Origin of the sequence: uncultured Caballeronia sp. (assembly GCF_964243625.1) — a bacterium.
GTDB lineage: Bacteria > Pseudomonadota > Gammaproteobacteria > Burkholderiales > Burkholderiaceae > Caballeronia.
In genome coordinates, this window is sequence record NZ_CAXTGZ010000028.1 from 1 (window position 1) to 22,724 (window position 22,724).

Annotated in this window: 21 protein-coding genes and 1 pseudogene; 11 read left to right on the plus strand and 11 right to left on the minus strand. The window is 60.8% G+C overall.

Annotated features, from left to right (window positions below):
- Nucleotides 1-313: 313 nt before the first annotated feature.
- Together ACFFAR_RS03390 and ACFFAR_RS03395 are read right to left on the minus strand one after the other, a co-directional pair.
- Nucleotides 314-725: pseudogene (locus ACFFAR_RS03390) on the minus strand (TIGR02594 family protein).
- 43 nt (nt 726-768) lie between these two features.
- The gene (locus ACFFAR_RS03395; RefSeq protein ID WP_174363177.1) at nt 769-2,223 is read right to left on the minus strand and encodes an MFS transporter; all 1,455 of its coding nucleotides are present in this window, start codon (nt 2,221-2,223) and stop codon (nt 769-771) included.
- A 250-nt stretch (nt 2,224-2,473) separates the two neighbouring features.
- Here ACFFAR_RS03395 and ACFFAR_RS03400 point away from each other — a divergent pair, with 250 nt between their 5' ends.
- Entirely contained in the window at nt 2,474-3,301 is an 828-nt protein-coding gene (locus ACFFAR_RS03400; protein ID WP_062002092.1) for an IclR family transcriptional regulator, read from the plus strand.
- A gap of 54 nt (nt 3,302-3,355) precedes the next feature.
- Here ACFFAR_RS03400 and ACFFAR_RS03405 read toward each other — a convergent pair whose 3' ends face one another.
- Nucleotides 3,356-4,492 carry a porin gene (locus ACFFAR_RS03405; protein WP_075358450.1) on the minus strand — a complete coding sequence of 379 codons (1,137 nt, stop codon included), beginning with the start codon at nt 4,490-4,492 and terminating at the stop codon, nt 3,356-3,358.
- A gap of 362 nt (nt 4,493-4,854) precedes the next feature.
- Nucleotides 4,855-5,715, minus strand: a complete 861-nt coding sequence (locus tag ACFFAR_RS03410) for a porin (protein WP_375507517.1) — start codon at nt 5,713-5,715, stop codon at nt 4,855-4,857.
- Here ACFFAR_RS03410 and ACFFAR_RS03415 point away from each other — a divergent pair.
- Both ACFFAR_RS03415 and ACFFAR_RS03420 read left to right on the plus strand, forming a co-directional pair.
- On the plus strand, nt 5,650-5,835 hold the full coding sequence (locus ACFFAR_RS03415) for a sensor histidine kinase (protein ID WP_375507522.1): 186 nt from the start codon (nt 5,650-5,652) through the stop codon (nt 5,833-5,835). The genes ACFFAR_RS03410 and ACFFAR_RS03415 overlap by 66 nt on opposite strands.
- Before the next feature lie 83 nt (nt 5,836-5,918).
- On the plus strand, nt 5,919-6,701 hold the full coding sequence (locus tag ACFFAR_RS03420) for a class I SAM-dependent methyltransferase (RefSeq protein ID WP_075358349.1): 783 nt from the start codon (nt 5,919-5,921) through the stop codon (nt 6,699-6,701).
- Nucleotides 6,702-6,710: 9 nt separating this feature from the next.
- Here ACFFAR_RS03420 and ACFFAR_RS03425 read toward each other — a convergent pair whose 3' ends face one another.
- The gene (locus tag ACFFAR_RS03425) at nt 6,711-6,986 is read right to left on the minus strand and encodes a DUF3253 domain-containing protein (RefSeq protein ID WP_174363174.1); all 276 of its coding nucleotides are present in this window, start codon (nt 6,984-6,986) and stop codon (nt 6,711-6,713) included.
- A gap of 95 nt (nt 6,987-7,081) precedes the next feature.
- Here ACFFAR_RS03425 and ACFFAR_RS03430 point away from each other — a divergent pair, with 95 nt between their 5' ends.
- Genes ACFFAR_RS03430 through ACFFAR_RS03440 form a run of 3 tightly spaced genes read left to right on the plus strand, consistent with a single transcriptional unit; the run spans nt 7,082 to nt 11,464 of the window.
- Nucleotides 7,082-7,795, plus strand: coding sequence for an ATP-binding cassette domain-containing protein (locus ACFFAR_RS03430; protein WP_174363173.1), 714 nt, complete (start codon nt 7,082-7,084; stop codon nt 7,793-7,795).
- Nucleotides 7,788-10,358: an FtsX-like permease family protein gene (locus ACFFAR_RS03435; RefSeq protein ID WP_375507518.1), complete on the plus strand. Its 2,571-nt coding sequence runs from the start codon at nt 7,788-7,790 to the stop codon at nt 10,356-10,358. Before ACFFAR_RS03430 ends, ACFFAR_RS03435 begins: the two co-directional genes overlap by 8 nt.
- Nucleotides 10,358-11,464: a lipocalin-like domain-containing protein gene (locus ACFFAR_RS03440; RefSeq protein ID WP_375507519.1), complete on the plus strand. Its 1,107-nt coding sequence runs from the start codon at nt 10,358-10,360 to the stop codon at nt 11,462-11,464. The genes ACFFAR_RS03435 and ACFFAR_RS03440 overlap by 1 nt, the downstream gene beginning before the upstream one ends.
- Before the next feature lie 53 nt (nt 11,465-11,517).
- Here ACFFAR_RS03440 and ACFFAR_RS03445 read toward each other — a convergent pair whose 3' ends face one another.
- Complete coding sequence (locus ACFFAR_RS03445) at nt 11,518-11,913, minus strand: DUF3597 domain-containing protein (RefSeq protein ID WP_075358345.1); 396 nt, start codon at nt 11,911-11,913, stop codon at nt 11,518-11,520.
- 299 nt (nt 11,914-12,212) lie between these two features.
- Between ACFFAR_RS03445 and ACFFAR_RS03450 the strand changes: the two genes are divergently transcribed.
- The 3 genes from ACFFAR_RS03450 to maiA all read left to right on the plus strand — a co-directional run bounded on the left by ACFFAR_RS03450 (nt 12,213) and on the right by maiA (nt 14,965).
- Nucleotides 12,213-13,694 (plus strand): MATE family efflux transporter, encoded by a 1,482-nt coding sequence (locus ACFFAR_RS03450; protein ID WP_174363368.1) that lies wholly within the window; start codon nt 12,213-12,215, stop codon nt 13,692-13,694.
- Between the two features lie 171 nt (nt 13,695-13,865).
- On the plus strand, nt 13,866-14,141 hold the full coding sequence (locus tag ACFFAR_RS03455; RefSeq protein WP_174363369.1) for a hypothetical protein: 276 nt from the start codon (nt 13,866-13,868) through the stop codon (nt 14,139-14,141).
- A 161-nt stretch (nt 14,142-14,302) separates the two neighbouring features.
- Complete coding sequence (maiA, locus tag ACFFAR_RS03460; protein ID WP_075358340.1) at nt 14,303-14,965, plus strand: maleylacetoacetate isomerase; 663 nt, start codon at nt 14,303-14,305, stop codon at nt 14,963-14,965.
- 14 nt (nt 14,966-14,979) lie between these two features.
- Here the strand turns inward: maiA and ACFFAR_RS03465 are convergent, their stop codons facing one another.
- The 5 genes from ACFFAR_RS03465 to ACFFAR_RS03485 form a co-directional block, all read right to left on the minus strand.
- Nucleotides 14,980-15,735, minus strand: a complete 756-nt coding sequence (locus tag ACFFAR_RS03465; protein WP_174363370.1) for an IclR family transcriptional regulator C-terminal domain-containing protein — start codon at nt 15,733-15,735, stop codon at nt 14,980-14,982.
- 51 nt (nt 15,736-15,786) lie between these two features.
- The gene (locus ACFFAR_RS03470) at nt 15,787-16,953 is read right to left on the minus strand and encodes an acyl-CoA dehydrogenase family protein (protein ID WP_375507520.1); all 1,167 of its coding nucleotides are present in this window, start codon (nt 16,951-16,953) and stop codon (nt 15,787-15,789) included.
- Between the two features lie 15 nt (nt 16,954-16,968).
- Nucleotides 16,969-18,267, minus strand: coding sequence for a citrate:proton symporter (locus ACFFAR_RS03475; protein ID WP_174363372.1), 1,299 nt, complete (start codon nt 18,265-18,267; stop codon nt 16,969-16,971).
- Nucleotides 18,267-19,418, minus strand: coding sequence for a CaiB/BaiF CoA transferase family protein (locus ACFFAR_RS03480; protein ID WP_375507521.1), 1,152 nt, complete (start codon nt 19,416-19,418; stop codon nt 18,267-18,269). The genes ACFFAR_RS03475 and ACFFAR_RS03480 overlap by 1 nt, the downstream gene beginning before the upstream one ends.
- A 113-nt stretch (nt 19,419-19,531) precedes the next feature.
- Entirely contained in the window at nt 19,532-20,443 is a 912-nt protein-coding gene (locus ACFFAR_RS03485) for a LysR substrate-binding domain-containing protein (protein ID WP_174364995.1), read from the minus strand.
- Between the two features lie 155 nt (nt 20,444-20,598).
- On the opposite strand from ACFFAR_RS03485, the gene ACFFAR_RS03490 reads away from it, so the two are divergent.
- Both ACFFAR_RS03490 and ACFFAR_RS03495 read left to right on the plus strand, forming a co-directional pair.
- A complete protein-coding gene (locus ACFFAR_RS03490) occupies nt 20,599-21,921 on the plus strand; it encodes an FAD-dependent oxidoreductase (RefSeq protein ID WP_174364994.1) in 1,323 nt (440 codons plus the stop codon).
- A gap of 114 nt (nt 21,922-22,035) precedes the next feature.
- On the plus strand, nt 22,036-22,724 hold a 689-nt coding region (locus tag ACFFAR_RS03495), incomplete at its 3' end, for a substrate-binding periplasmic protein (protein ID WP_375507523.1).

Genomic DNA, 22,724 nt, shown 5'->3' on the forward strand with positions numbered 1-22,724 from the left:
TCTCCGGATTATGATTTTGCGTACATATATAACGTCGACGCACGAAGCATGGATGACCTGCTTCACAATTCATACATTCGGTTGCAATCGATGACGTGACATTTGCCGTGGCCGCTTGCGTCAGGGGGCCAACCTTACGCCGTGAGGCATGTCTCATTTCAAACTGCTGACATGCTGCGGTTTGATCATAGGATGTTGCGATGCTTTCACATGTCTACGTTGGCGTTACGGATCATGGTCGCACCTATTTTCGTGATCCGGACGGCGCCAAGCGTTGCGTCTGCTGCCGTGATCCAGTGCCTGCCAGGCTCGATCAAACCGGGTCTGGCCACCCTGTAGCCGAGTACGTCGGCAAGGGGGTAGGCGAGCTCGCGCACTTCGTCCAGTTGATTGCCGCCGAGCAGATATACGGCGTCGTCGTCATGGCGCAGATAAAAGCCGACGTGCCCCTTCCAGCTAGCCGGATCGTCGCGTGAGAGCACGGCAATGCATCCATACTCCGGCTGATCGAGCACGCGTCCCCACTCAAGCCACGAACGTGCAAGCGCTGACCCTGTGCCGCTATAACCCGCATTCGCCATGCACCAGTTCACGAACGACGCGCACCACGAGACCTTGTCGTCATAGCCAGCAAGATTCGTATGCGCGTTATATGCCACGATGCGTGGATTCGTCTCTCCCGGCCCGAAGCGCCGCACACCGCGCTCGGCGAGCGCCAATGACATCCATGTGTGCGGATCGGGGTTGCGGATCATGAGCTTGTTCGCGTCAACTGCTTTTCTGCGATGCATCCTGACGCATCGATCCGCCACCTACGCTCTGCCCTGCATCGCGCGCGACCTTGAAGTATCCATAGACGGAAACCAGAGTCAGCACGCCCGCGAAGAGAAACGCGAGCCTGAAGTCATCGAGTGAAAAATGAAGACTTTCGGTGCCGGTCGTTTCACCGTTGATCGCAGCGGCCGCACGCAACGCTACCGCGCCATAAGCAATGCCCAGGCCGATTGTCATTTGCGCAGCCGCGCTCCATAACGTGCTCGCGGCGCTCATTTGCGGCTGGCCGACGTCGGCATAAGCCAGCGTGGCGAGCAGCGAGAACTGCATTGAACGTGCAACGCCATACACAAACACCACGAGCAGGACCCACGCAAGCGGCGAGTCGGGCGTGAGAATGCCGCACGCGATAGTAAAGATTCCGGCCGTGGCTACCGCTACGATAGATACGTTCCTGAACCCGTAGCGCCGCAGGATGCGAGTGGTCAATGCCTTCATGCCGAGATTGCCCAGCGCGCTCGCAAGGAGCAACAGGCCCGACTTGAAGGCGGAAAGCCCGAAGCCGATCTGAAACAGCAATGGCATGAGGTACGGTACCGCGCCAATGCCGATGCGTGTCAACGACCCCGTCAAGACCGTGACCGAATAGGTTGGAATCTTCAGCGTCGAGAAATCAATCAATGGATGCGGATGCCCCGCCGCATGCCGGACCGCGATATAGCCGATCAGGAATCCGGCAAGCACGATCCCGCCCGCAAGCCACGGATTGCTGGCGGGCTGACTGGCGAGCTCCGCGCCATAGAGCACGGCCGTCAGCGACGCGCCGCTGAGCACGAGGCCCATCACGTCCAGCGGCTTGCGTTCCGCGCCTTTCAGGTTCGGGACCAGCATGGCGACGGCAACGAGGGCGCACAGGCCGAAGGGCACGTTCAGCAAGAAGATCCATCGCCATGAAGCATAGGTCGTAATGAACCCGCCGACCGGCGGCCCGATGACCGGCGCTGCAATGGCAGGCCACGTGATGGTCGAGATGGCCTGCATGAGGCGGCTTTTCTCGGTGCTTCGTACCACGATCAGGCGGCCGACCGGGACCATCATCGCGCCGCCGGCGCCTTGAAGCACTCGCGCCGCCGTGAACTCGGCGACGGAATTCGACATGCCGCACAACACCGACGCCACGATGAACACAACGATCGCGCCGAAGAACACCGTGCGCGAACCGAAGCGATCCGCGACCCAGCCGCTCACCGGAATGAAGATTGCGAGCGCGAGCATGTACGCGGTCATGCCGAGGCTGAGCGCGTTGGGGCCGACGCCAAACGACTTCGCCATTTGCGGCAATGCGGTTGCAATGACCGTCGTGTCGAGGTATTCCATGAAGAACGTTCCCGCCACGATGTAGGGCAGCCAGCGGGCAGCGGATGGTGCAGGCGACGCGTTGTTGCTCATCGATAACCCCGGGTTGTGCGGCGCAATGCTGGCCGCCGCGCCGCAATCGGCGACACGTACTGGTTGATGGTCCGAGGGCTTGCGCAGGTATGCGCGGGCCCGCTTCGCATTATTACGTATCCCCAAGCCGCGTGCCATCCGGTCTGCGCGCAACACGCTGGGCCGTCAGCGAAAACCGCTCCGTTATAATCGTTCGCGTCACCGCTCGCGCTCCTTGCTGTCTTGCGGGCCGTCCAGTTCTTTCAACGCCATGCCCAAACCATCCTCGAACGCCATCGACAAGCCGGCTACGCCTGACGTCCCCGAAGACGCCAAGCCGACCGGGACCGCCGCATTCTCGAAGTTCCTGGCCGTCCTGCAGTGCATTGCCGACGCACAGACACCTCCCGGCATTGCGCAACTCACCGCGCTGGCGGGTTATCCGCGGCCGACGGTGTACCGGATTGTCGGTGCGCTGATTGCCGAGGGGCTGGTCGTCGAGAGTCCGCACGGCGGCGCTTATTCGCTCGGGCCACGCCTGTTGTCGTTGGCAAGCCGTAGCTGGGAGCGCTCGGACTTGCGCGTTGCGGCGAGCGAACCGCTTCAGGTGTTGCGCGATGCAACCCAGGAAACCGTGCACCTCGCGGTGCGCAGCGGTTCTGAAATGGTCTACATAGAAAAGCTCGAAAGCCCTCAGGCCGTACGCATGGCTTCGCGAATCGGTACGCGCGTCACGCTCTATTCAAGCTCGGTGGGCAAGGCTTATCTGGCATCGCTCAAACGCGCCGAACGCGACGCCTTGCTGGCGCCGCTGCATTTCGAGCGCTTTACGTCCAATACCATCGTGGAGCGTTCAGCACTCGATGCCGAACTGGACGAAACGCATGCCCGCGGTTATTCAGAAGACCGCGAAGAAAACGAAGAGCAGATCTTCTGCTACGGAAGCGCGATCCTGGGCTCGAATGGCGAGCCGCTTGCATGTGTCAGCATCAGCATTCCGCTTTATAGAAAGAGCGGTTCACCACTCGACACCTACATTGCGCCGCTCAAGGACGCATGCCGTGCGATCGCCGAAGGCATGGGCCCGGGATCGCGCTGAGCTCAAGCAAAAAGAGCCGGGCTTGTCGTCCCGGCTCCATTCACACTTTCGTAGTTAGAACCGATGACGCAAGCCAATCGTTCCCGCGACCTGGCTATTGGTCGATGACGCGCTGAGCCCGTTGATATCCGCCGTCAGGCCCGAATCACCGGTACCGCTCACGTGCTGATACACGCCCTGCAAATAGACGTCCGTGCGCTTGGAGAGCGCATACGCCGTCTGTAGCGTCACCTGGTTGTATTTCGGGCTGACGCCATCGAGCTTTGCATCGGTGAATGTATAGGCGCCTGAGAGCGTCCACGCGGGCGACAGGTTGTAGCGACCGTTCACCTCGTAGTTGGTAAAGCGCGCGCTGCCGTCTGCCAGCGTCAAGCCGTTCGTCGTACCCGATGCCGATGCGCCGATGCCCGTCGCGCCGTCCAGATGCGTTTGCGAAAACACAAAGCCCACATTTGCGGCGCCGAACGCGTAGCTCACGCCTGCGCCGTAAGTGCGCTGACGCGCTGCTGCGAACGTGGCGTCACTCGTCACAGCGCCCGACGCGTTGAGCGTCGAGCCTGCGTTGTTCAATTGCATATAGCTTGCGGCAACATTCAAAGGCCCGTAGTTATATGACGTGCCGAAGCTGTATGCGCGGTTATCGGAGAAGCCGTCCGCTGCGTTCGAGAAACCATAGAGGCCGCCGAACTTCAGGCCTCCGTAATTGACGCTTTGGTATTTGACCGAGTTGTTGATTCGGAACGAGTTGTCGAGGTTGTCGTTATCGAACGGATGCGCGGCCTGGGTGCCGCCGAATGACGTACCGGTCAATGCAAGCGGTCCAAGATAGTCGACCACTGAATCGTATTGACGTCCCAGCGTCACGGCGCCTGCCTGATCGCTCGACAAACCAACGTAGGCCTGGCGGCCGAACTCCGCGCCGTTCTGGCCGAACTTGCCGCTATCGATGCTGAAGCCGTTTTCCAGCACGAAGATGGCTTTCAGTCCGCCACCCAGGTCTTCCGCGCCGCGCAGTCCCCAGCGGCTGCCGTTCACCTGGCCACTCGTTGCCTGGATGTTTTTGCTGCCGCCCTGGTTGTTGGTGTACGTGAGCCCTGCATCGATCAGGCCGTATAGCGTCACGCTGCTCTGTGCATTAGCTGCTCCGGCGAAGGTACCAAACACACCAAGAGCCATAAGGGATTTCTTCATTTCTGTTTCTCCGAAAAAACGATGCTTAGTCAGTTGCCAATCGATGTCGCCGTGCGTCGAATGGACGGAGGTCATTAAACCGCAGCGTTTGGCGCGCGCCGTTGGTCAGCGGCCACGCGGTTCGTTACCAAGCGTTGCTATCGGGAAAAATGGTTACGCGTGAGAGCGTGTCTGTTTGATGCGCCTTGATCGCGCAACAGAATGGCAAAGCGTTACCCATCAACGGTCCATTCGAGCTTCGTTGGCGCGTCGATATCGTTTTCGGTCGTCGGCGATTATTGAAGCCGTGTTGAACCGACACGGTGTGGAACACTTTGGAATATCTTGAACCGGAGGCGCGACGCATTTTTGCGGTTAACGCATCAGAACCGGTGCCTCAATCCCACCGCGGTCACGACCTGCTCGTTTTTCGTCGATGGAGATTGCCCGCTGACGTCGGCAGTCAGTCCCGAGGCATCGCTGCTTAGGTGGTGATAGGTAGCCTGAACGTACACATCGGTGCGCTTGGAGAGGGAGTAATCCGCCTGCACTGACACATCCCGCCACGCCGGTTCATGTTCGCCCGTCGCGTTCGACATCACGCCTTTCGTATAGGTGTATGCGCCATTAAGCGCCACCGACGGCGTCACAAGATAGCTGGCATTGAACTCGAAGTTGTTAAAACTCGCACCCTGCCCGTTCTGCTTGAGGCCAAGACGGTTCGCTCCGTTGATGGTTGCAAGGCCACCGAGCTGAGTGCACGTCCAGACGAAGCCGACCCGGCCCGCGCCGAGCGCATAGTTGAGACCGGCGCCATAAGTACGCTGCAATGAAGCGATGAACGTACGGTCGGTCAGCGTGATCGCGCCATCGGTGTTGTTTACGCCCGGATTGTTCGCCTGCAGGTAACCCGCGGCGATCGTGAACGGCCCGGTTTCATACGATGCGCCGGCGCTGTAGAGGCGGTTGTCATCGAAGCCGCCTGCCTCGTTCGAGAATCCGTACAGCGCGCCGAACTTCAGGCCCGCATAGGGGACGCTGGTGAATTTCACGGCGTTATCGACACGAAACGAGTTGTTCAGATTGTCGTTGTCGTACGGATGCGGCGACAGGTTGTTGCCGCCTGGATGACGGCCGGTGAAGCTGAGCGGCGCGGCATAATCGACGACCGAATCGTACTGACGCCCGAGCGTCACCGTACCGAAGCGGAACCTTATTTCAGGGCACAGCCGGGAAAAACGCACGGCTCGGGACTGGGGCTGACCATCGCAAAAGCCATTGCGATGGCCCACGGTGGAACACTCGTCTTACGCAACCGGCCGACGCGCGGACTGGGCGCCGTGTTGACCTTGCCGCGCGCTTGACGATGTTCTCGTTGGCAATTCACAGCAAGATTATTTATGCTGTCCGCAGTCGAACCACTGAACCACACAAGCGGGAGCAAACAATGAGCACAGGAACTGACGGCGTACACCACGCTGCGGCGGAAGGCTATGCAAGCCTGGCGAACACATACACACGCGGGCGGCCGGACTATCCGCCCGAGGTCGCGGTCTGGTTGCGCGATCAGCTTGGACTCGAAGCCGGCAAGACGGTGGTCGATCTGGGCGCGGGCACGGGCAAATTCACGCCGCGCCTGATCGAGACCGGTGCGCATGTCATCGCGGTCGAACCGGTTGCGGGCATGCTCGAAAAGCTGGCTGCAAGCTTCCCCCAGGTCGATGCTCGCCCGGGCACGGCCGATGCGATCCCGTTACCCGATGCATCCGTCGACGCCATCGTCTGCGCGCAGTCGTTTCACTGGTTCGCAACGCACACGGCGCTGGTCGAGATTCATCGTGTGTTGAAGCCGGGCGGCACACTCGGCTTGATCTGGAATCTGCGCGATGCGCGCGTTCCCTGGGTCGCAAGACTCGATGCGATTGTCAATCGCGTGGAAGGCGACACGCCGCGCTACTACACCGGCGCGTGGCGCGCGGCGTTTCCGTTCGAAGGACTCGGTCCCATCGATGAACATCATTTCAAGCAAGGCCATACCGGTTCGCTTGAGGACGTGATCATCAACCGTGTGCGCTCGACGAGTTTTATTGCCGCATTGGGAGCGGATGAACGGACGGCGATCGATCGCGAGGTCAGTGCGTTGATTGCATCGGAACCCGAGCTTGCCGGCAAGGACGTTGTCACGGTTCCTTATGAAACGGCTGCGTTTTCGGTGCAGAAACTCGGCTGATGCGAACGCTCAATCCGCTACGAACCCGCGCCCGCGACGCAGCCTGATGGGACCGTGATCGATCTCATCGGGCGAAAGTGTGGTCTCGCCCCGCGTGATGCGTACGACGCCCGCTTCGGCGAGCCGTGCAGCAACCTTGCGCACAGCAGGCATCAATGCGCGCCAGACGGTTTCATCGGAGGCGAGAGTACGCGCGACGTCCGAGGGGCAAATGGACGACTCCTCGCGGCGCTCGGATAGCAGCTTCATCATGCAGCGTTCGATGGTCGTATCGTCGATATTCATAAGCCGCCGGGTAAGTGATGGCCATACGCGCACGGCCGTTCTCTGTCACAGTATTGAACCGAAGCACAGTTCATACCGGCGACCACCAGTTCTCTATGACCATCAGCAATAATGACGCGCCGCCCGCACTCGAATGCCGCGGTTTGAGCAAGGCTTACGGCACCGGCAGGATCGTGCTGGCCAATCTGGATTTTTCGCTTGATCCCGGCGAGTTCGTGGCCGTCATGGGCGACTCGGGCGTGGGCAAATCGACATTGCTCAACCTGATCGCCGGCCTCGACTCGGCCGACAGCGGCGAAGTGCTGATCGACGGCACACCGATCTCCCAACTCGACGACGATGCCGCCACGCGCCTGCGTCGACAAAAACTCGGCTTCGTCTTCCAGGCGTTTCACGTACTGCCGCACCTCACGCTGGCGCAAAACGTCGCACTGCCGCTGCTCCTGAACAACACGCCGCCCAAGCGCGCGCTGGACGTGCTGGCCGCGGTCGGGCTCGGCGGCCGTGGCAACGATTTTCCGCGGCAACTTTCAGGCGGTGAACTGCAGCGTGTTGCGATAGCGCGGGCGCTCGTGCATCGTCCAAGCCTGATTCTCGCTGATGAACCCACCGGCAACCTCGACCCCGACACCGCGCACGAAGTCCTCGACTTGTTGCGCGCCGAAATCAAGTCGACCGGCGCGGCCGCGATCATAGTGACGCATTCAACGGCAGCGGCGGCCAGCGCCGACCGAATACTCATTCTGAGCGATGGCGGCCTGCATGGCGCAAAACAGGCGGAGCGCTTCGCGCGCACGGCCAATGAATGACCGCGCAGCGCCGCCCGTCGAGCGCATTGCGGGAAGCCGGCTGCTTGCGCGCTGGCTGCTGGGCGCCGAGTGGCGCAGCCACCCTGCACGCGCAATCGTGGCCATCGCGACCATTGCGCTTGGCGTGGCGCTCGGGTACGCGGTCCAGTTGATCAACAGCGCGGCGTTCAACGAGTTCTCGGCGGCAGCCAAAAGTCTCTCGGGCGAAGCGGATCTGCAAGTGCGCGGCGCCCAACCTACCTTCAATGAATCCTGGTACCCGCGTCTCGCCCGCGAACCCGGCGTGACGCTGGCGAGTCCGGTGCTCGATGTCGACGTAACGGTACCCGGCGAAACGGCTGCGCTGAAAGTGCTTGGCATCGACGTGTTCCGGGCAAGCCGCATCACACCCGAGCTGATCGGCGTGCCTTCGGCGCAGACCTTGCTCGACTCCCTTTCAGCCGATGCCATCTTCCTTTCGCCCTCGGCGCAAACGTGGCTCAAGGCGCCCACGGGCGCCGATGTCGCGCTGCGTAGCGGCACATCGACGGTTAAGTTTCGCGTGGCGGGCGGTATCGTCAGGACGCGGCCGGGGCAGCGCATCGCGGTCATGGATATCGCCGCCGCACAGTGGCGCTTTGGTCTGGAAGGAAAATTGTCGCGCGTCGATCTTCAGCTCGAACGCGGCGTGGATCGCGAAACCTTCAAACGGCAGCTTCAGGCGCAGCTTGGCAATCAGCTCGTCGTGGCCGAAACCCGTGACGATGAAAACCGTACCGATCGGCTTTCGCGTGCTTATCGGATCAACATGAATGTGCTTGCGCTGGTCGCGCTTTTCACCGGCGCGTTCCTGGTGTTTTCGACGCAGGCGCTGGCCGTGGTGCGCCGCCGGTCGCAATTCGCGATGCTGCGTGTATTGGGCGTGACACGCGCGCAATTACTGCGGCAGATCCTGATGGAAGGCGCGTTGCTCGGGGTGATCGGATCGCTGCTCGGGCTTGTGTTGGGGTACGCGTTATCGGATGTTGCACTGCGGTTTTTTGGCAGCGATCTGGGTGGCGGCTATTTCCCGGGTGTGCAGCCGCATGTCGGTTTCGAACCGGTTGCGACGACCATTTTCCTGGCGTTGGGCATTGCAGTATCGGTTCTGGGCAGCCTCGTGCCAGCGCTCGAAGCAGCGCGTGCACGGCCGGCTGCGGCGCTCAAGGCCGGTAGCGAGGAAGGCGCGCTCGCAAGACTTGCAACGCCCTGGCCTGCCGTCGGATGTCTGGTCGCCGCGCTGATCCTGACACTATTGCCGCCATTCTTCGATGTCCCCATTCTTGGTTATCTCGCCGTCGCGCTGCTGCTGATCGGCGGCATTGCGTTGATGCCGCGATGCACGGCGATCGTCTTCACCACCCTCAGCCGATGGCGCGCCAGACACCACACGAACGCCGCCACGACACTCGCGCTCGCCCGGCTCGCCAATGCGCCGGGACAGGCATCCATTGCGATGGGCGGCGTCTTGTCCAGCTTTGCGCTCATCGTCGCCATGGCGATCATGGTGGCGAGTTTCCGCGTGTCCGTGGATGAATGGCTCACGCATCTTTTATCCGCCGATCTCTACGTGCGCGTCACGCCGAACGGCGACACGGGAAGTCTCGCGCCTGCCGAACAGGCGACGCTTGCCGCCGTGCCGGGCATCAAAACCGCCGCGTTCACGCGCACCTCGCACCTCACGCTCGATCCGGCGCGTCCGGCCATTGCGTTGCTGGCGCGCGAGATCGATGCCAACGATCCCGGCGCCACGCTGCAGATGACCGGACCCGTGCTGCCGATGTCATCCGTGCATCAAGGCGAGACGCCTATATGGGTATCGGAGGCGATGGTCGATCTCTATGGGTATCGAACGGGCGAGCGCGTGCGGTTGTCGGTCGGAGCGCATGAATCGAGCTTCGTGGTCGCCGGCGTGTGGCGCGACTATGTCCGGCAAACCGGCGCAATCCAGTTGCGGCTTGCGGACTACCGCAGGCTTACGGGCGACACGGGTGCAACCGATGTAGCCGTCAGCGTGCAGCGCGGAACCAACGTGGACGACGTGATTGCAAGACTGCGCAAACTCCCTTTCGGCCCGGCGATGGAATTCGCCCAGCCCGGCGAGATCCGCGCGAAGACACTGACGATTTTCGATCGCAGTTTCGCGGTCACTTATTTGCTCGAAGCGGTGGCGATCGTGATTGGCCTGTTTGGCGTCGCCGCGACCTTTTCGGCGCAGACGCTCGCACGTGCGCGCGAATTCGGCATGTTGCGACACGTCGGCGTCACGCGCCGCCAGGTCCTCGCGATACTCGCTGCTGAAGGCGGCATGCTGACGGCGCTGGGCACTGCCGTGGGATTCATTCTCGGCTGGGCGATCAGCCTGATCCTCGTGTTTGTCGTCAATCCGCAGTCGTTTCACTGGAGCATGTCGATGCACATTCCCTGGTCCGTGCTCGGCACGGTCGCGGCGGTGATGCTGGTTTCATCGTGCGCGACGGCCGTGATCGCAGGCCGCAAGGCGATCTCGCTCGATGCCGTCCGCGCCGTCAAGGAGGACTGGTAATGCGTCTCTTCATGCACCTCCAGGCCTTGACGTTATGCCTATGCGCTATTGGAACCACGCCTTCGATGGCCACCGAGTTCGCAACTGTCACGCCGGGTCATCAGCTAACGTTTCCGCAAGACACGGGCGCGCATCCGGCCTTTCGCACCGAGTGGTGGTACGCAACCGGCTGGCTGAATCAACCCGACGGCAAGCCGCTCGGCTTCCAGATCACGTTCTTTCGCTCGGCGACCGGACATGATCCCGCCGATCCCAGTGCTTTCGCGCCATCGCAATTGATCATCGCGCACGCAGCGCTCAGCGATCCATCCATCGGACGGCTCGCGCACGATCAAAAGATCGCCCGGCAAGGCTTCGGTCTGGCCTATGCGAAGACCGGCAACACCGAGGTCAAGCTCGACGCATGGCAACTCGATCGTGCCGCCGATGGCCATTACGCCGTAACGGTCAAGGCCAGCAATTTCACGCTGAACCTCACGCTGACGCCAACGGCCGGGCCACTATTGCAGGGTGACAACGGCTACTCGCGCAAAGGCCCTTTACCCGCGCAAGCGAGCTACTACTACAGCGAACCGCAACTACGCGTAAGCGGCAAGGTCACGCGGACTTCGGCACAGAACGGCAAAGCCGCCCTCGATACGACCGTCACCGGTTCGGCGTGGCTCGATCACGAATGGTCCAGTACCGTACTCAGCGCCGACGCGGTCGGCTGGGACTGGCTCGGTGCGAACCTGACCGATGGATCAGCGTTGATGGCGTTCAAGGTTCGCAGCCATGACGGCAGCGCGGTCTGGACACACGCGACGCTACGAGACCCGCAAGGCAACGCGAAATCTTTCGATGGCGATCAGATCGACTTCACGCCGTTGCGCACATGGCGCTCGCCACGTACGGGGACGTCGTATCCGGTGTCGGAGAGGGTAAGAACCGGCGACGCAACATGGCAACTCGACCCGCTGATGGATGATCAGGAACTTGATTCCAGTCAGTCCACGGGGGCAGTATATTGGGAAGGCGCGGTAACGGTGAGCCGTGACAACAAGAAAGTCGGGCACGGGTATCTTGAGCTGACCGGCTATAACAAGGCGCTGAAAATGGAGAAGTAGTCGCACGGATGTGCGTGCGGCTACTTTTGAAACACGCGCTAAAGAACCAACGCTCAGTTCTTCAAACTATCCGGGACTTTGCCGCCATTGGCCGCAAGTTGCGCCATGACCGCCTTGTGCAACCAGATGTTCATGGATGCCGAATCATTCGTATCGCCCGAATAATGCAGTTCACCCGCAAGCTCCTTGCGAGCGGCAAGGCTGCTGTCCAGACCCAACAGTTTCATCAGATCGACAATCGATGTCTGCCAGTTAAGTTTTTCCGATGATCTGGATTGCAGGTCGGTCAATACTGCTTCGACGTCGACCGGCGGCGCCGCAGCGATTTCGGCCGACGGCGCGCTCGCGGCTGCAGCCGCCGTGTCAGGTGCTGCGACTGGCGCAGGCGCTGCGACGGCCGGGTGGCTCGAAGGGAAAATCTTGCTCAGGATCGTTCCGAAGATGCTCATGATGGGTATCCCTTATTCGATGGTGGAAGCAACTTGATTGCAGCTTCACGCAACATGCCCGCAAGCTCCATACCTTGAAACGTTTCGCAGGACAGAGAACATTGCGGGCAGCTCAGGCTGCAGGAACATTGTAGGTGAGCGAGGACGCGATTGAACGACATCGGTATGTGAAAAAACGTCTTTGGTGCAATGAGACCCGCATTGATTTTGGCGTCTGCAATGAAATTGTCACGCCTGCGTCGTCATGAATTGCCCGTCATTCATGCGATGATTCGCGCACTGCAACCGTACGCATTGCCATGACATCGAGACGACAACCTGACTTCGCACGCTCATCCGCACGCTTCGTAACGGGTTCCACCTTGCGCCACGTGGTCGTGATGGCGAGCACCGGCGCAATCGGGCTGATGGCGGTATTCGCCGTCGATCTCGTCAACCTCTTCTACATCTCCCTTCTCGGCGATACATCCATTGCCGCCGCTGTCGGATTTGCCGGCACGATCAACTTTTTCATCACGGCCATATCGATCGGCATGACGATTGGCGTCAGTGCCACCGTCGCGAGGCTTCTCGGCGCCGGACAGCGCATGAAGGCGCGGCAGGTCGCGTCCGCGAGTCTTGTATTGATGATCGCCGTAACGATCGTATTGAGCGCAGCCACCTTGCTGTTCCTCGATCCGATCCTCAGAGCATTGGGCGCCGCGGGCGAGACGCGCACGCTGACCCGCAGCTTCCTGATGATCACCGCGCCCACGTATGTGTTCCTTGCCATCGGCATGTGCACTGCCGCGCTGATGCGCTCCGTTGGCGATGCCCGGCGCGCCATGGCCGTCACGCTCATGGCTGCGGTCGTGACGGCCGTACTCGATCCGATTCTCATCTTCGGTTTTCATCTCGGGTTGACGGGCGCGGCGATATCGAACGACATAGCGCGGCTCGCCCTTGCCGCAGTGGGCTTGCATGGCGCAATGCGCGTCAACGACCTGATCGGTCCCGTGCGATTTTCGCGGCTCTGGTCAAACAGTCAGCCGGTCATGAAAGTGGCGCTTCCCGCTGTTCTGACGAATCTGGCCACGCCCGTTGCCAGCGCTTATGTCACGCACGCGATGGCGCGTTTCGGCGCAGCGGCCGTAGCCGGTCAGGCGACCGTCGACCGGATCACGCCGGTGGCCTTCGCGCTGATCTTCGCGCTCACCGGGGCGGTCGGTCCGATCATCGCGCAGAATCTCGGCGCCGGCCGCGCGGACCGGATTCGCGAAACCATCCGCAACAGCCTCGTATTTGTGCTGCTGACCGTCGCGGTTGCGTGGCTCGTTCTGGCACTGGTCCAGAACGGCCTGATCCGCGCGTTTTCCGCACGCGGCGACACCGCCATGATCATCCGCGTATTTTGTTCGTGGCTGGTCGCGAGTTATGCGTTTGTCGGCTGTCTGTTCGTGGCGAACGCGACCTTCAACAACCTCGACAGGCCGTTGTTATCGACGGTATTCAACTGGGGACGCGCAACGCTCGGTACGCTGCCGTTCGTTGCCGTCGGCATGAAGTACGGGCCTGTGGGCGTGCTGATCGGCATTGCGGCGAGCAATGCGGTCTTCGGCACAATGGCGATGTTCGTTGCGTTCATTGTTGTCAAACGTCTACCCATGGGCGATTGCGCCGCCATGGCGCGCAAGGACAGCAACCGGCTGGAACAGTCGTCAGTGAACGTTCCGGGTGCCGCGTTGGGCAATACGGTCGCGCCCGATGTCGAATTGAAAGCGCTTCCCGTGCAGGGGCGCTGACAAGTCAAAGACCCGCTTCGATTATTCATCCACAGTGGATTCAGTTGTCACCCCTATCAGTACAATGTTTCGATAGTGCGCGCATATACTGATTTCCATCGACGCAGCACACTAAGCAACAAGCGCTGCGTATCCTTTGGACGAAGTACTTGATACGCACCGGAGCACATCATGAACAAGACTTTTATCGCATCGTTGTTGATCGCCGTTTCGGCTGCCGTTGCAGCACCTGCATTTGCAAGCAGCGGTTATGGCCCGGCACCGTCGTATAACCCGCTGGTCGGCGCACCGGAATCGCAACGCGGTCAAAGTGCACAAAGCATCGCTGCAGATAAGGTCCAGCAAAACGGCGATTCGCGCGCTTACGGCGGCGTGAAGAGCACGAACACGGAATCCGGCAATCGCGTTCAGGCGAACGACACACGTTCGATTTATTCGCATAATTGATTCGAGTTTGATGAAGCCAATGCCCGGTGAATGCAGGTTCAACGGGCATTGGTGTATTCAGCATTCGCGTTTCTCTTTCGTGCATCGTATAAAGTCGATGGATCTGGCTTATTGCTTAAGCTCTTCTCCCCCGATGCAATCCACCCGAAAGGAAACACGCCATGTCCGAGCAAGCGCAATTCGAACTTTTCGCATTCTGGCGCTCGTCCGCCGCGTATCGCGTACGCGTCGCACTCGCCCTGAAAGGCCTGAGCGCGCATGAGCAGAATATCGATCTCGATGCCGGCGAACAACGCAGCGACGCATTCCTGAAGATCAGTCCGCTCGGATCGATTCCCGCGCTGGTGCAAGAGGGGCACGAGCCGCTCACCCAGTCGCTCGCGATCCTCGAGTTCCTCGACGAGCTGCAGCCCACGCCGCCTTTGTTGCCGAGCGATTTGTACGGACGCGCACGTGTGCGTTCCATTGCATCGATGTGCGCCGCCGATACCCATCCCATGGTCGTGCCGCGCGTGAAGAAGTATCTGCAGACAGCCGGTGGTTTCGACGATACCGCGTGGCGCGCGTGGCAGATCAAGTGGCTGAGCACGGGGCTGGCAGCAATCGAAGAACGTCTTGCGGGGTCATCGGAGACGGGCATTTATTGTCATGGCGATCAACCCACCATGGCCGACATCTGCCTCGCGAGCATTGTTGCGGTCACACGCGTGTTCAAGATCACGGTGCCGGATATTCCGACTATCGACAGGATCATCGGCGTGTGCGACCAGCATCCGGCGTTCATGAAGGCGGACCCGAAAAAGCAGGCGGGTGCGCCGGGTTAAGCAACGCACCCGAGCTATACGATTGAATCAACGCCACGCTCCTGCGCATCGATCTCGTCTTTCAGGCGCAGGAGTTCGCTTCCATGCGCGTGCTGCTGCTTTTCGATGCGCTCAGTAGGCCCGACGACAGATATCCCGTACAAGTCACCGCCAACGGAAACTGCGATCGCCACTGCAGATAGCTCTGGTGCGCTTTCCCCAAGGTTCACGCTCCAGCCCCGCTGCCTTGCCGCCGACGTCTGCTCGACCAGTGCAGCAAAATCAGCGGTCGTGCGATCCGTCATCCGCTCGAACCCGAGCTTGCCCGCAAGCGTTGATTGCATCTGCGCGGACAACTCACCGAAGATCGCCTTGCCAATCGAATTGGCATGCACCGGGCGCAGCTCGCCTGGCTTCACGATGTAACGGATTGCCTTGAACGATTCGACCACGTCGAGATAAACCACGGCTGCGTCATGAATCTTGCCGAGCACGATGGTCTCGCCGGTGGCATCGCGCAAGGCGACCAGCCGGGTGTGCAGCATCTCCACCACGGGGTCTACCGCATCGATCGCCTGGGCAAGCTGCAGCAGTCGCCGCGTCGGATAGTAACCGCCGCGCTTTTTCACTTCGTAGAGATATCCGCGGCTTACGAGCGTACGCGCAAGCGCGAGACAACTCGATACCGGCACGTCCATCAACCGTGCAAGTTCGGTCAGCGGCAAGGGCCGCTGTTCGGTAGCAAAACGTTCGAACAAGTCGAGCGTACGCGCAACGAGTTTGACATCCATGGCAATTCCCTTCACCAGGTTCGGCGCGTTCCGGCATTCAGGCAAACGGCATCAATATGACTTGGGCAGTCCCAACACTTTCTCGGCGATAAAACACATGATCATCTGCGGACTGACCGGTGCGAGCCTCGGAATCATACACTCGCGCAGATAACGTTCCACGTGATACTCCTTGGCGTATCCCATCCCGCCAAGTGTCGCTATTGCCGTCTGGCATGATTGAAACGCGGCTTCCGCCGCCAGGTACTTCGCGCTGTTCGCTTCGGCGCCGCATGGCTTGCCGGCATCGTAGAGGAATGCGGCCTTGAACACCATCAGGCTTGCTGCCTCCAGTTGCATCCAGGCCTGCGCAAGCGGATGCTGGATGGACTGGTTTTGTCCTATCGGACGCCCGAACACCACGCGCTCTTTCGCGTATTGCGTGGCGCGTTTCAGCGCAGCCTGTCCCAACCCGATGGCTTCCGCCGCGATCAGGATGCGCTCCGGGTTCAGGCCGTGGAGCAAGTACTTGAAGCCCTCGCCTTCCTGACCAATGAGGTCGCTGGCCGGAACCCTCAAGCCGTCGATGAACAACATGTTCGAGTCGACCGCCTTGCGGCCCATCTTCTCGATCTCGCGCACTTCGACTTTTTCGCGATCGAGATCCGTATAAAAAAGGCTGAGGCCTTGCGTCGGCTTGGCCACCTGATCGATCGGCGTGGTCCGCGCAATGATCAGCATCTTGTTCGCGACCTGCGCGGTCGATATCCAGATCTTGCGTCCGGTCAGTACATAGGTGTCGCCGTCACGAACCGCCTGTGTCTTGAGACGCGTCGTGTCGAGCCCCGAATCAGGTTCGGTGACGGCGAAACAGGCTTTGTCCGTTCCTGCGATCAACGGTGGCAACCAACGCTGTTTCTGCTCCTCACTGCCGAACACCTGTACGGGATTCAAACCGAAGATATTCATGTGCACCGCCGATGCACCCGATAACCCCGCGCCCGACGCACTGATCGTCTGCATCATCAACGCGGCCTCGGTCATGCCGAGACCGGAGCCGCCGTAGTCCGGCGACATTGCAATGCCGAGCCATCCCGCATCCGCCAGTGTCCGATGAAAGTCGTGCGGAAAACCGCCTTCGCGGTCACGTTCGAGCCAGTAGTCGTCATCGTAGCGTTCGCACAGCTTCTCAATGGCGGACTGGATGGACAACTGGTCTTCAGTCAGTTCGAAATTCATGATTGGGTCCTGGAACTAGAGCGGAAACACGCCGATCACCACAGCGGCTGCGACCATCAGCAGCGTCGCTGCGAAGAGAAAAGGGATCGTGAACTTCTGATGCTCGGCAAGCTCGACACCCGTCAGACCGACAATCAGGAACGTTGCCGGCGTGAGCGGACTAACCGGGAAACCCGTTGTCATCTGACCCAACAACGCAGCCTGGGCCATCTGGATGGGCGGCACGCCGAGCAGCTTCGCGCTCTCCGCCATGACGGGCAAGATGCCGAAGTAAAACGAATCAGGATCGAACAGCAGCGACAGCGGCATGGAAAGCAAGCCGAGCACGAACGGCATATGTCGCGCATGTTCGGCCGGGACGTGCTGCACGACCACATGGGCCATTGCGGTGAGCATGCCGCTGCCCGACATGATGCCGGTGAACGCGCCCGCCGCGAGCAAGACGCTCGCCATCATCAGCGCGGCTTTCGCGTGGGCGTCGATACGTGCACGCTGTGCATTGACCTCAGGGTAATTCACGATCAGCGCGACGACAGTGCCGAGCATGAACATCACGACAGGATCCACGATACCGCTGACCAGTGTCGCAAGCACCACGACTGTCAGCACCACGTTGATCCAGAAACGGTCCGGCCGGCGCAACGCGGCTTCTTCCGCCGACAGCTCGCGCGGCTGCAACACGGTTTGCGGCGCGCCTTTGCCCAACCCAAGGCGCTTTTCCTCCCGCTTGCCAAGCCAGTATGCCGAGCCGAATACGAACACGAGGCCAATGGCCTGCAGCGGAATCATCGGATAGAAGATCACTGTGGTCGGAATGTGCAGCGCGGCGGACGCACGCAGCATGGGGCCGACCCACGGCAGGAAGTTCACGCCCGCCGCGAGCGATGCCACACACGCAAGAATGCGTTTGTCGAGCCCGAGGCGCGTGTAAAGCGGCAGCATGGCAGGGATCGTCACGAGGAACGTGACTGCGCCGGAGCCATCCAGATGGATCAGCAACGCGAGCAACGCCGATCCCATCACAATGCGCGTAGGTTTTGCGCCGACCATCCGCAAGATGCCATTAATGATCGGATCCAGCATTCCCGCATCCGTTAGGATGCCGAAGAAAAGGATCGCAAACACGAACATCCCCGCGACAGGGCCGATAGCCTGCACTCCGTGAACGATAAATTTCGCCGTGGACAACCCGAATCCCGCTGCCAGCGCCGCGACCGTTGGCACCACGATCAACGCCACCAGCGGCGACAGCCGCCTGGTGATGATCAGGCCGAACAACGCAACAATGGCAATCGTGCCTGTCAGCGCGAGCATTACGCGCCTCCTTTGCGGGTTGCGTCGAAGACTTGCGCTTCGTGCTCGTTGAGCCGTGGTGGCGGCGTGCGGTAAGTAGCCGGTGTGCGACTGAGCTTGATGGGCGACGCAATGCCCTTGTACCCTTCCATCTGGACCACCATTCCCCGATGCGCCGTGTGCGGCAGGTCGAGCGCGGCATCGATGGACAACACCGGCGCGCATGGCACGCCACGGCGAATCAGCGTATCCGCGAGTTTCGCGCCGTCCCATTGTTCGAACACGCTCTCGAGCGCCCGGCGCAAGTCCTTGCGATTCGCCGTGCGCGCCTTGTTGCTTTCAAAGCGAGGATCGGCGGCGAGTTGCGGCGTGAGGATCACTTCGCAAAGCGCCGTGAATTGCGTGTTGTTGCCAACAGCCAGGAAGATATCGACGCTGCCCGTATGGAACATGTCGTACGGCGTGATGTTCGGATGCGCATTGCCGCTGCGTTGCGGCGGTTTGCCCGAATAGAAATAGTTCGGCGTGTGCGGGTGCAGTATCGACAACGCACAGTCGAACAGCGTGGATTCCACGAACTGCCCGAGCTGGCTGCCTTCACGTTCGCGCAACGCCATCAGGATGCCGAGCGCAGCGTTCAGTCCGGTCACCATGTCCACGATCGGAATGCCCACGCGCGTCGGCTCTCCGCCCGCTTCACCATTCACGCTCATGATGCCCGCCATTGCCTGGATGGCGGCGTCGTAGCCGGGCAGACCGCCCAGCGGACCATCGGCGCCAAAGCCGGACACACGGCAGTGAACCAGCTTCGGGAAGCGCGCTCTCAGGAATTGTTCGTAGCCAATACCCCATCGTTCGAGCGTACCGGGCTTGAAGTTTTCGATGAGCACGTCGGCCGTATCGAGCAGACCAAGCAGCTTTTCGCGCGCCGCTTCCTTCGACAGATCCAGCGACACACCCAGCTTGTTGCGATTGACACCCAGAAAATATGAGGCCGTGTCGCCATCGAAAGGAGGACCCCACGTGCGGGTTTCATCGCCCAGCGGCGGCTCGATCTTGATCACCTCGGCGCCATGGTCGGCGAGAATCTGCGTGCAGTACGGACCGCCCAGTACGCGGGACAAGTCAATGACACGGATGCCGGCAAGCGACCCGTCAAGGTGTTGAGTCAAGGTATGCGTCTCCATCGGCAAGCAGATGCTCGCCATTCATTATTCCCACTCGTGAATTAAACTTTATAGCCGTGAATAATTTCCGTCAATACGGGTCGGGGAAACACCTAGTGTTATGAAGGGGCGCCTAGAAGCCGCAGCGCTTCGAGCGTCATCGTCTCGCGGGTGAGTTCGAGGAAGGCGCTCACCAGCGGGTTGGGATGCTGCAACTGCGGACATACGGTAAAGCCGCGAAACATCACCTCGGGTGAGAACGGCCGGAACACGATGCGCGCGGGGTTGGCATCGAGGGTAGCGAGCGGGTTCACCACGCCCACGCCCAGCCCGCGCGCAACCATCGCGCAAATCGTCGCGCCGTAAGGCGTCTCGATAGTCGGCACCTGGTTCACACCGGCCTGCCGCAACGCGCGATCGAGCGCGGAACGGGTGTCATCCGCATAGGACGGCAAAATCAGGCTTTGGTCTTTCAAATCCCGTGCGTGAATGCGCTCCCGTGCGGCAAGCGGATGGTTGGCGGGCAGCGCGCATACGCCCGGCAGCCGGTACAGCTCCGCGCTTGTGACGCCGAACGCGTCGGGTGTGATGGTGCCGAAGCCAACGTCGCAGTACCCTGATGACGCCCATCGCTGGATGGTCCCTTCGCTGCGCATTTCCAGCGATACCGCAATGCGCGGATACGCCGCCAGGAACCGCTCGATCACAAGCGGAACGAACGATAACGCCACCACGGGCGCTGCAACCAGCCGCAAGCGGCCGCTGCCGAACTGCCGGATTTCACGCGCTGAATGCGCAAGCTTTTCGATGCCGACAAAACTCCGGTCCACTTCGCGATAAAACGCGCTGCCTGCATCGGTGGCCTGGATCCGTCCGCCGTTGCGCGTGAAAAGCGCGAGTCCCGTCGATGCCTCCAGCTCCGCTATCAACCGGCTGATGCTCGGCTGCGATGTGCCGAGCTCCTCGGCAGCGGCTGTCATCGATCCGCGCAACATGACAAGCCTGAATGCCTCGATCTGCCGCTGGTTCATGACCTTTCCTCGGAGTAATCGCTCGAGATTGCCATACCAAAAATGAATAGCAGCCGTTTTTGGCCGTATTTGACCGGATAGTAGCGGCGCTCCTAGACTGAAAGCCACGTAGAGCCCACCCAACGTCTACCCAACGTCATTCCCTAGCGATATCCATGCGAGCCGACTCACTGCTATTTCACGATGACTTTCGCATCGCGCCTTATTGGTGGGACGAGGCACCGCCGGAGACATCGCGCGTGGCGTTGCCCGCGAATGTGGACGTGGTGATCGTAGGCAGCGGGTATTGCGGGTTATCGGCGGCGGCGGAAGCGGCGCAACATGGCGCGACAGTCGCCGTTCTGGACACCGCCGAGATTGGCTCGGGCGGCAGCACGCGCAGCGGCGGCATGGTGTCGAGCGGACAGAAGCTTGCGCTGACAAACGCGATTCGCGGGGTTTCGGCGGAACGGCTCAGCCGCCTGATGGCTGAATCCAACGCAAGTTTCGAGTACCTGAAACAGCTCGTAAGCCAAGAATCGCTCGATGCCGGCCTGCAGATCACCGGCCGGTTTTTCGGCGCGTTCACGCCTGGGCATTTCGAGCGGCTGCGCAAGCAGGGCGAACTCTTGCGCGAGAAAACCGGCGTGACCGTGCACGTGGTGACCCGCGCGGAACAGCGCGCGGTGGTGGGATCGGATTATTATTATGGCGGCATTCTCGTCGATGAATACGGCGGCCTGCATACCGCCAAATATCATCGCGCGTTGCGTGATCTTGCGCGCCGGCGTGGCGCGACGCTGCATTCGCATGCGGCGGTCGAGCGCATCGAAAGGACGGGTACGCGGTTCACGGTGCATACGGCACGCGGCAAGATCAACGCGGGTCGCGTGCTGGTTGCGACCAACGGCTACACCGGCCGGCTCACGCCCTTTTTTGCGCGACGTGTTCTGCCCGTCGCAAGTTATCAGATCGCAACGGAACCGCTGCCTCCTGGACTCATGGACGTGTTGAACCCCGGGCGCCGCATGATCAGCGACTCGAAGCGCAACCTGTTTTACACGCGGCCATCGCCTGATGGAACTCGCATGTTGTTCGGCTCGCGGCCATCGTTCAGGGAAGTCGGCGAACGTGAAGCCGCGCGGATCTTGCGCGCGAAGATGGTCGAGCTCTGGCCCGCATTACGCGATGTCCGCATCACGCACGCATGGAAAGGTTATGTCGCGATGACAGGCGACAAGCTCGCGCACATCGGCGAACGTGACGGTGTGTTCTATGCGCTCGGTTGCAACGGCAATGGCGTCGCGCTCATGTCTTACCTCGGGCAGCGCATCGCGAAGTCCCTGCTCGGGCTTGAAGCCGCACATGGCGCCTTCGGTGAAGGGCCGTTCCCGCTGAGTCCTGGCGGCATTGCGAGTACGTTGAGCGTGCCCGTGGGCGCGGCGCTTTATCAGCTCGACGATTGCTGGAACGGCCGGGTGCGTGGCGCGCTGTCCTGACACGGGTTTTTTTGAGGCTTTATCCTTTAATCCACTGCGGTTCTTCCTGGAGCGACCAACATGCGGTTTCGACACCTGTTCAGCCTTCTTTCGATTGTCGTGCCTCTTTCGTTGATGACCGCGACAAGCGCTCATGCCGATGACCTCGGCACGCTCGCACCAGGCAAGCTCATGGCCGGCGTGGATGCGAACAACAAGCCGTATTCCTACATCGATAACGGCAAGATGACGGGCTTCGATGTCGAACTATTGCGTGCAATCGGCGCGAAGCTCGGCTTGAGCGTCGACTTTCGCGCGCAGGATTTCAGCGGCCTGTTGCCGAGCGTAACGAACCAGCAAATCGATCTTGCGGCCGGGTCCATTTCGATCACGACGGACCGGCTGAAGATGGTCGATTTCTCCGAGGGTTACCTCACCGGCTTGCTGAGCGTCGCGACCTTGCCGGAGACCACGGCGATCACGAGCGACAAGGCCTCTGTCAAAGGAAAGCGCATTGGCGTGATTCAAGGCACCATCGAAGACACGTACTCGGACAGCTATTTGCCGGGCGCGCAGATCGTGCGCTTTCCGAACCTGAACGCGGGTTTTCTCTCCATGCGTTCAAAATATATCGATGGTTTCTTCATCGACAAATCGCTCGTGGACGGCTTGCAGGAAAAATACCCGCAAATGAAGATCGCGGACCGGCTCGATATCTCGGCGATCAACTTGCCGGCCGGTTTCCCGATGCGCAAGGGCAACGCGAAACTCGAAGCAGCAGTCAACAAGACCCTTAACGATCTGGTTGCGGACGGCACATGGAT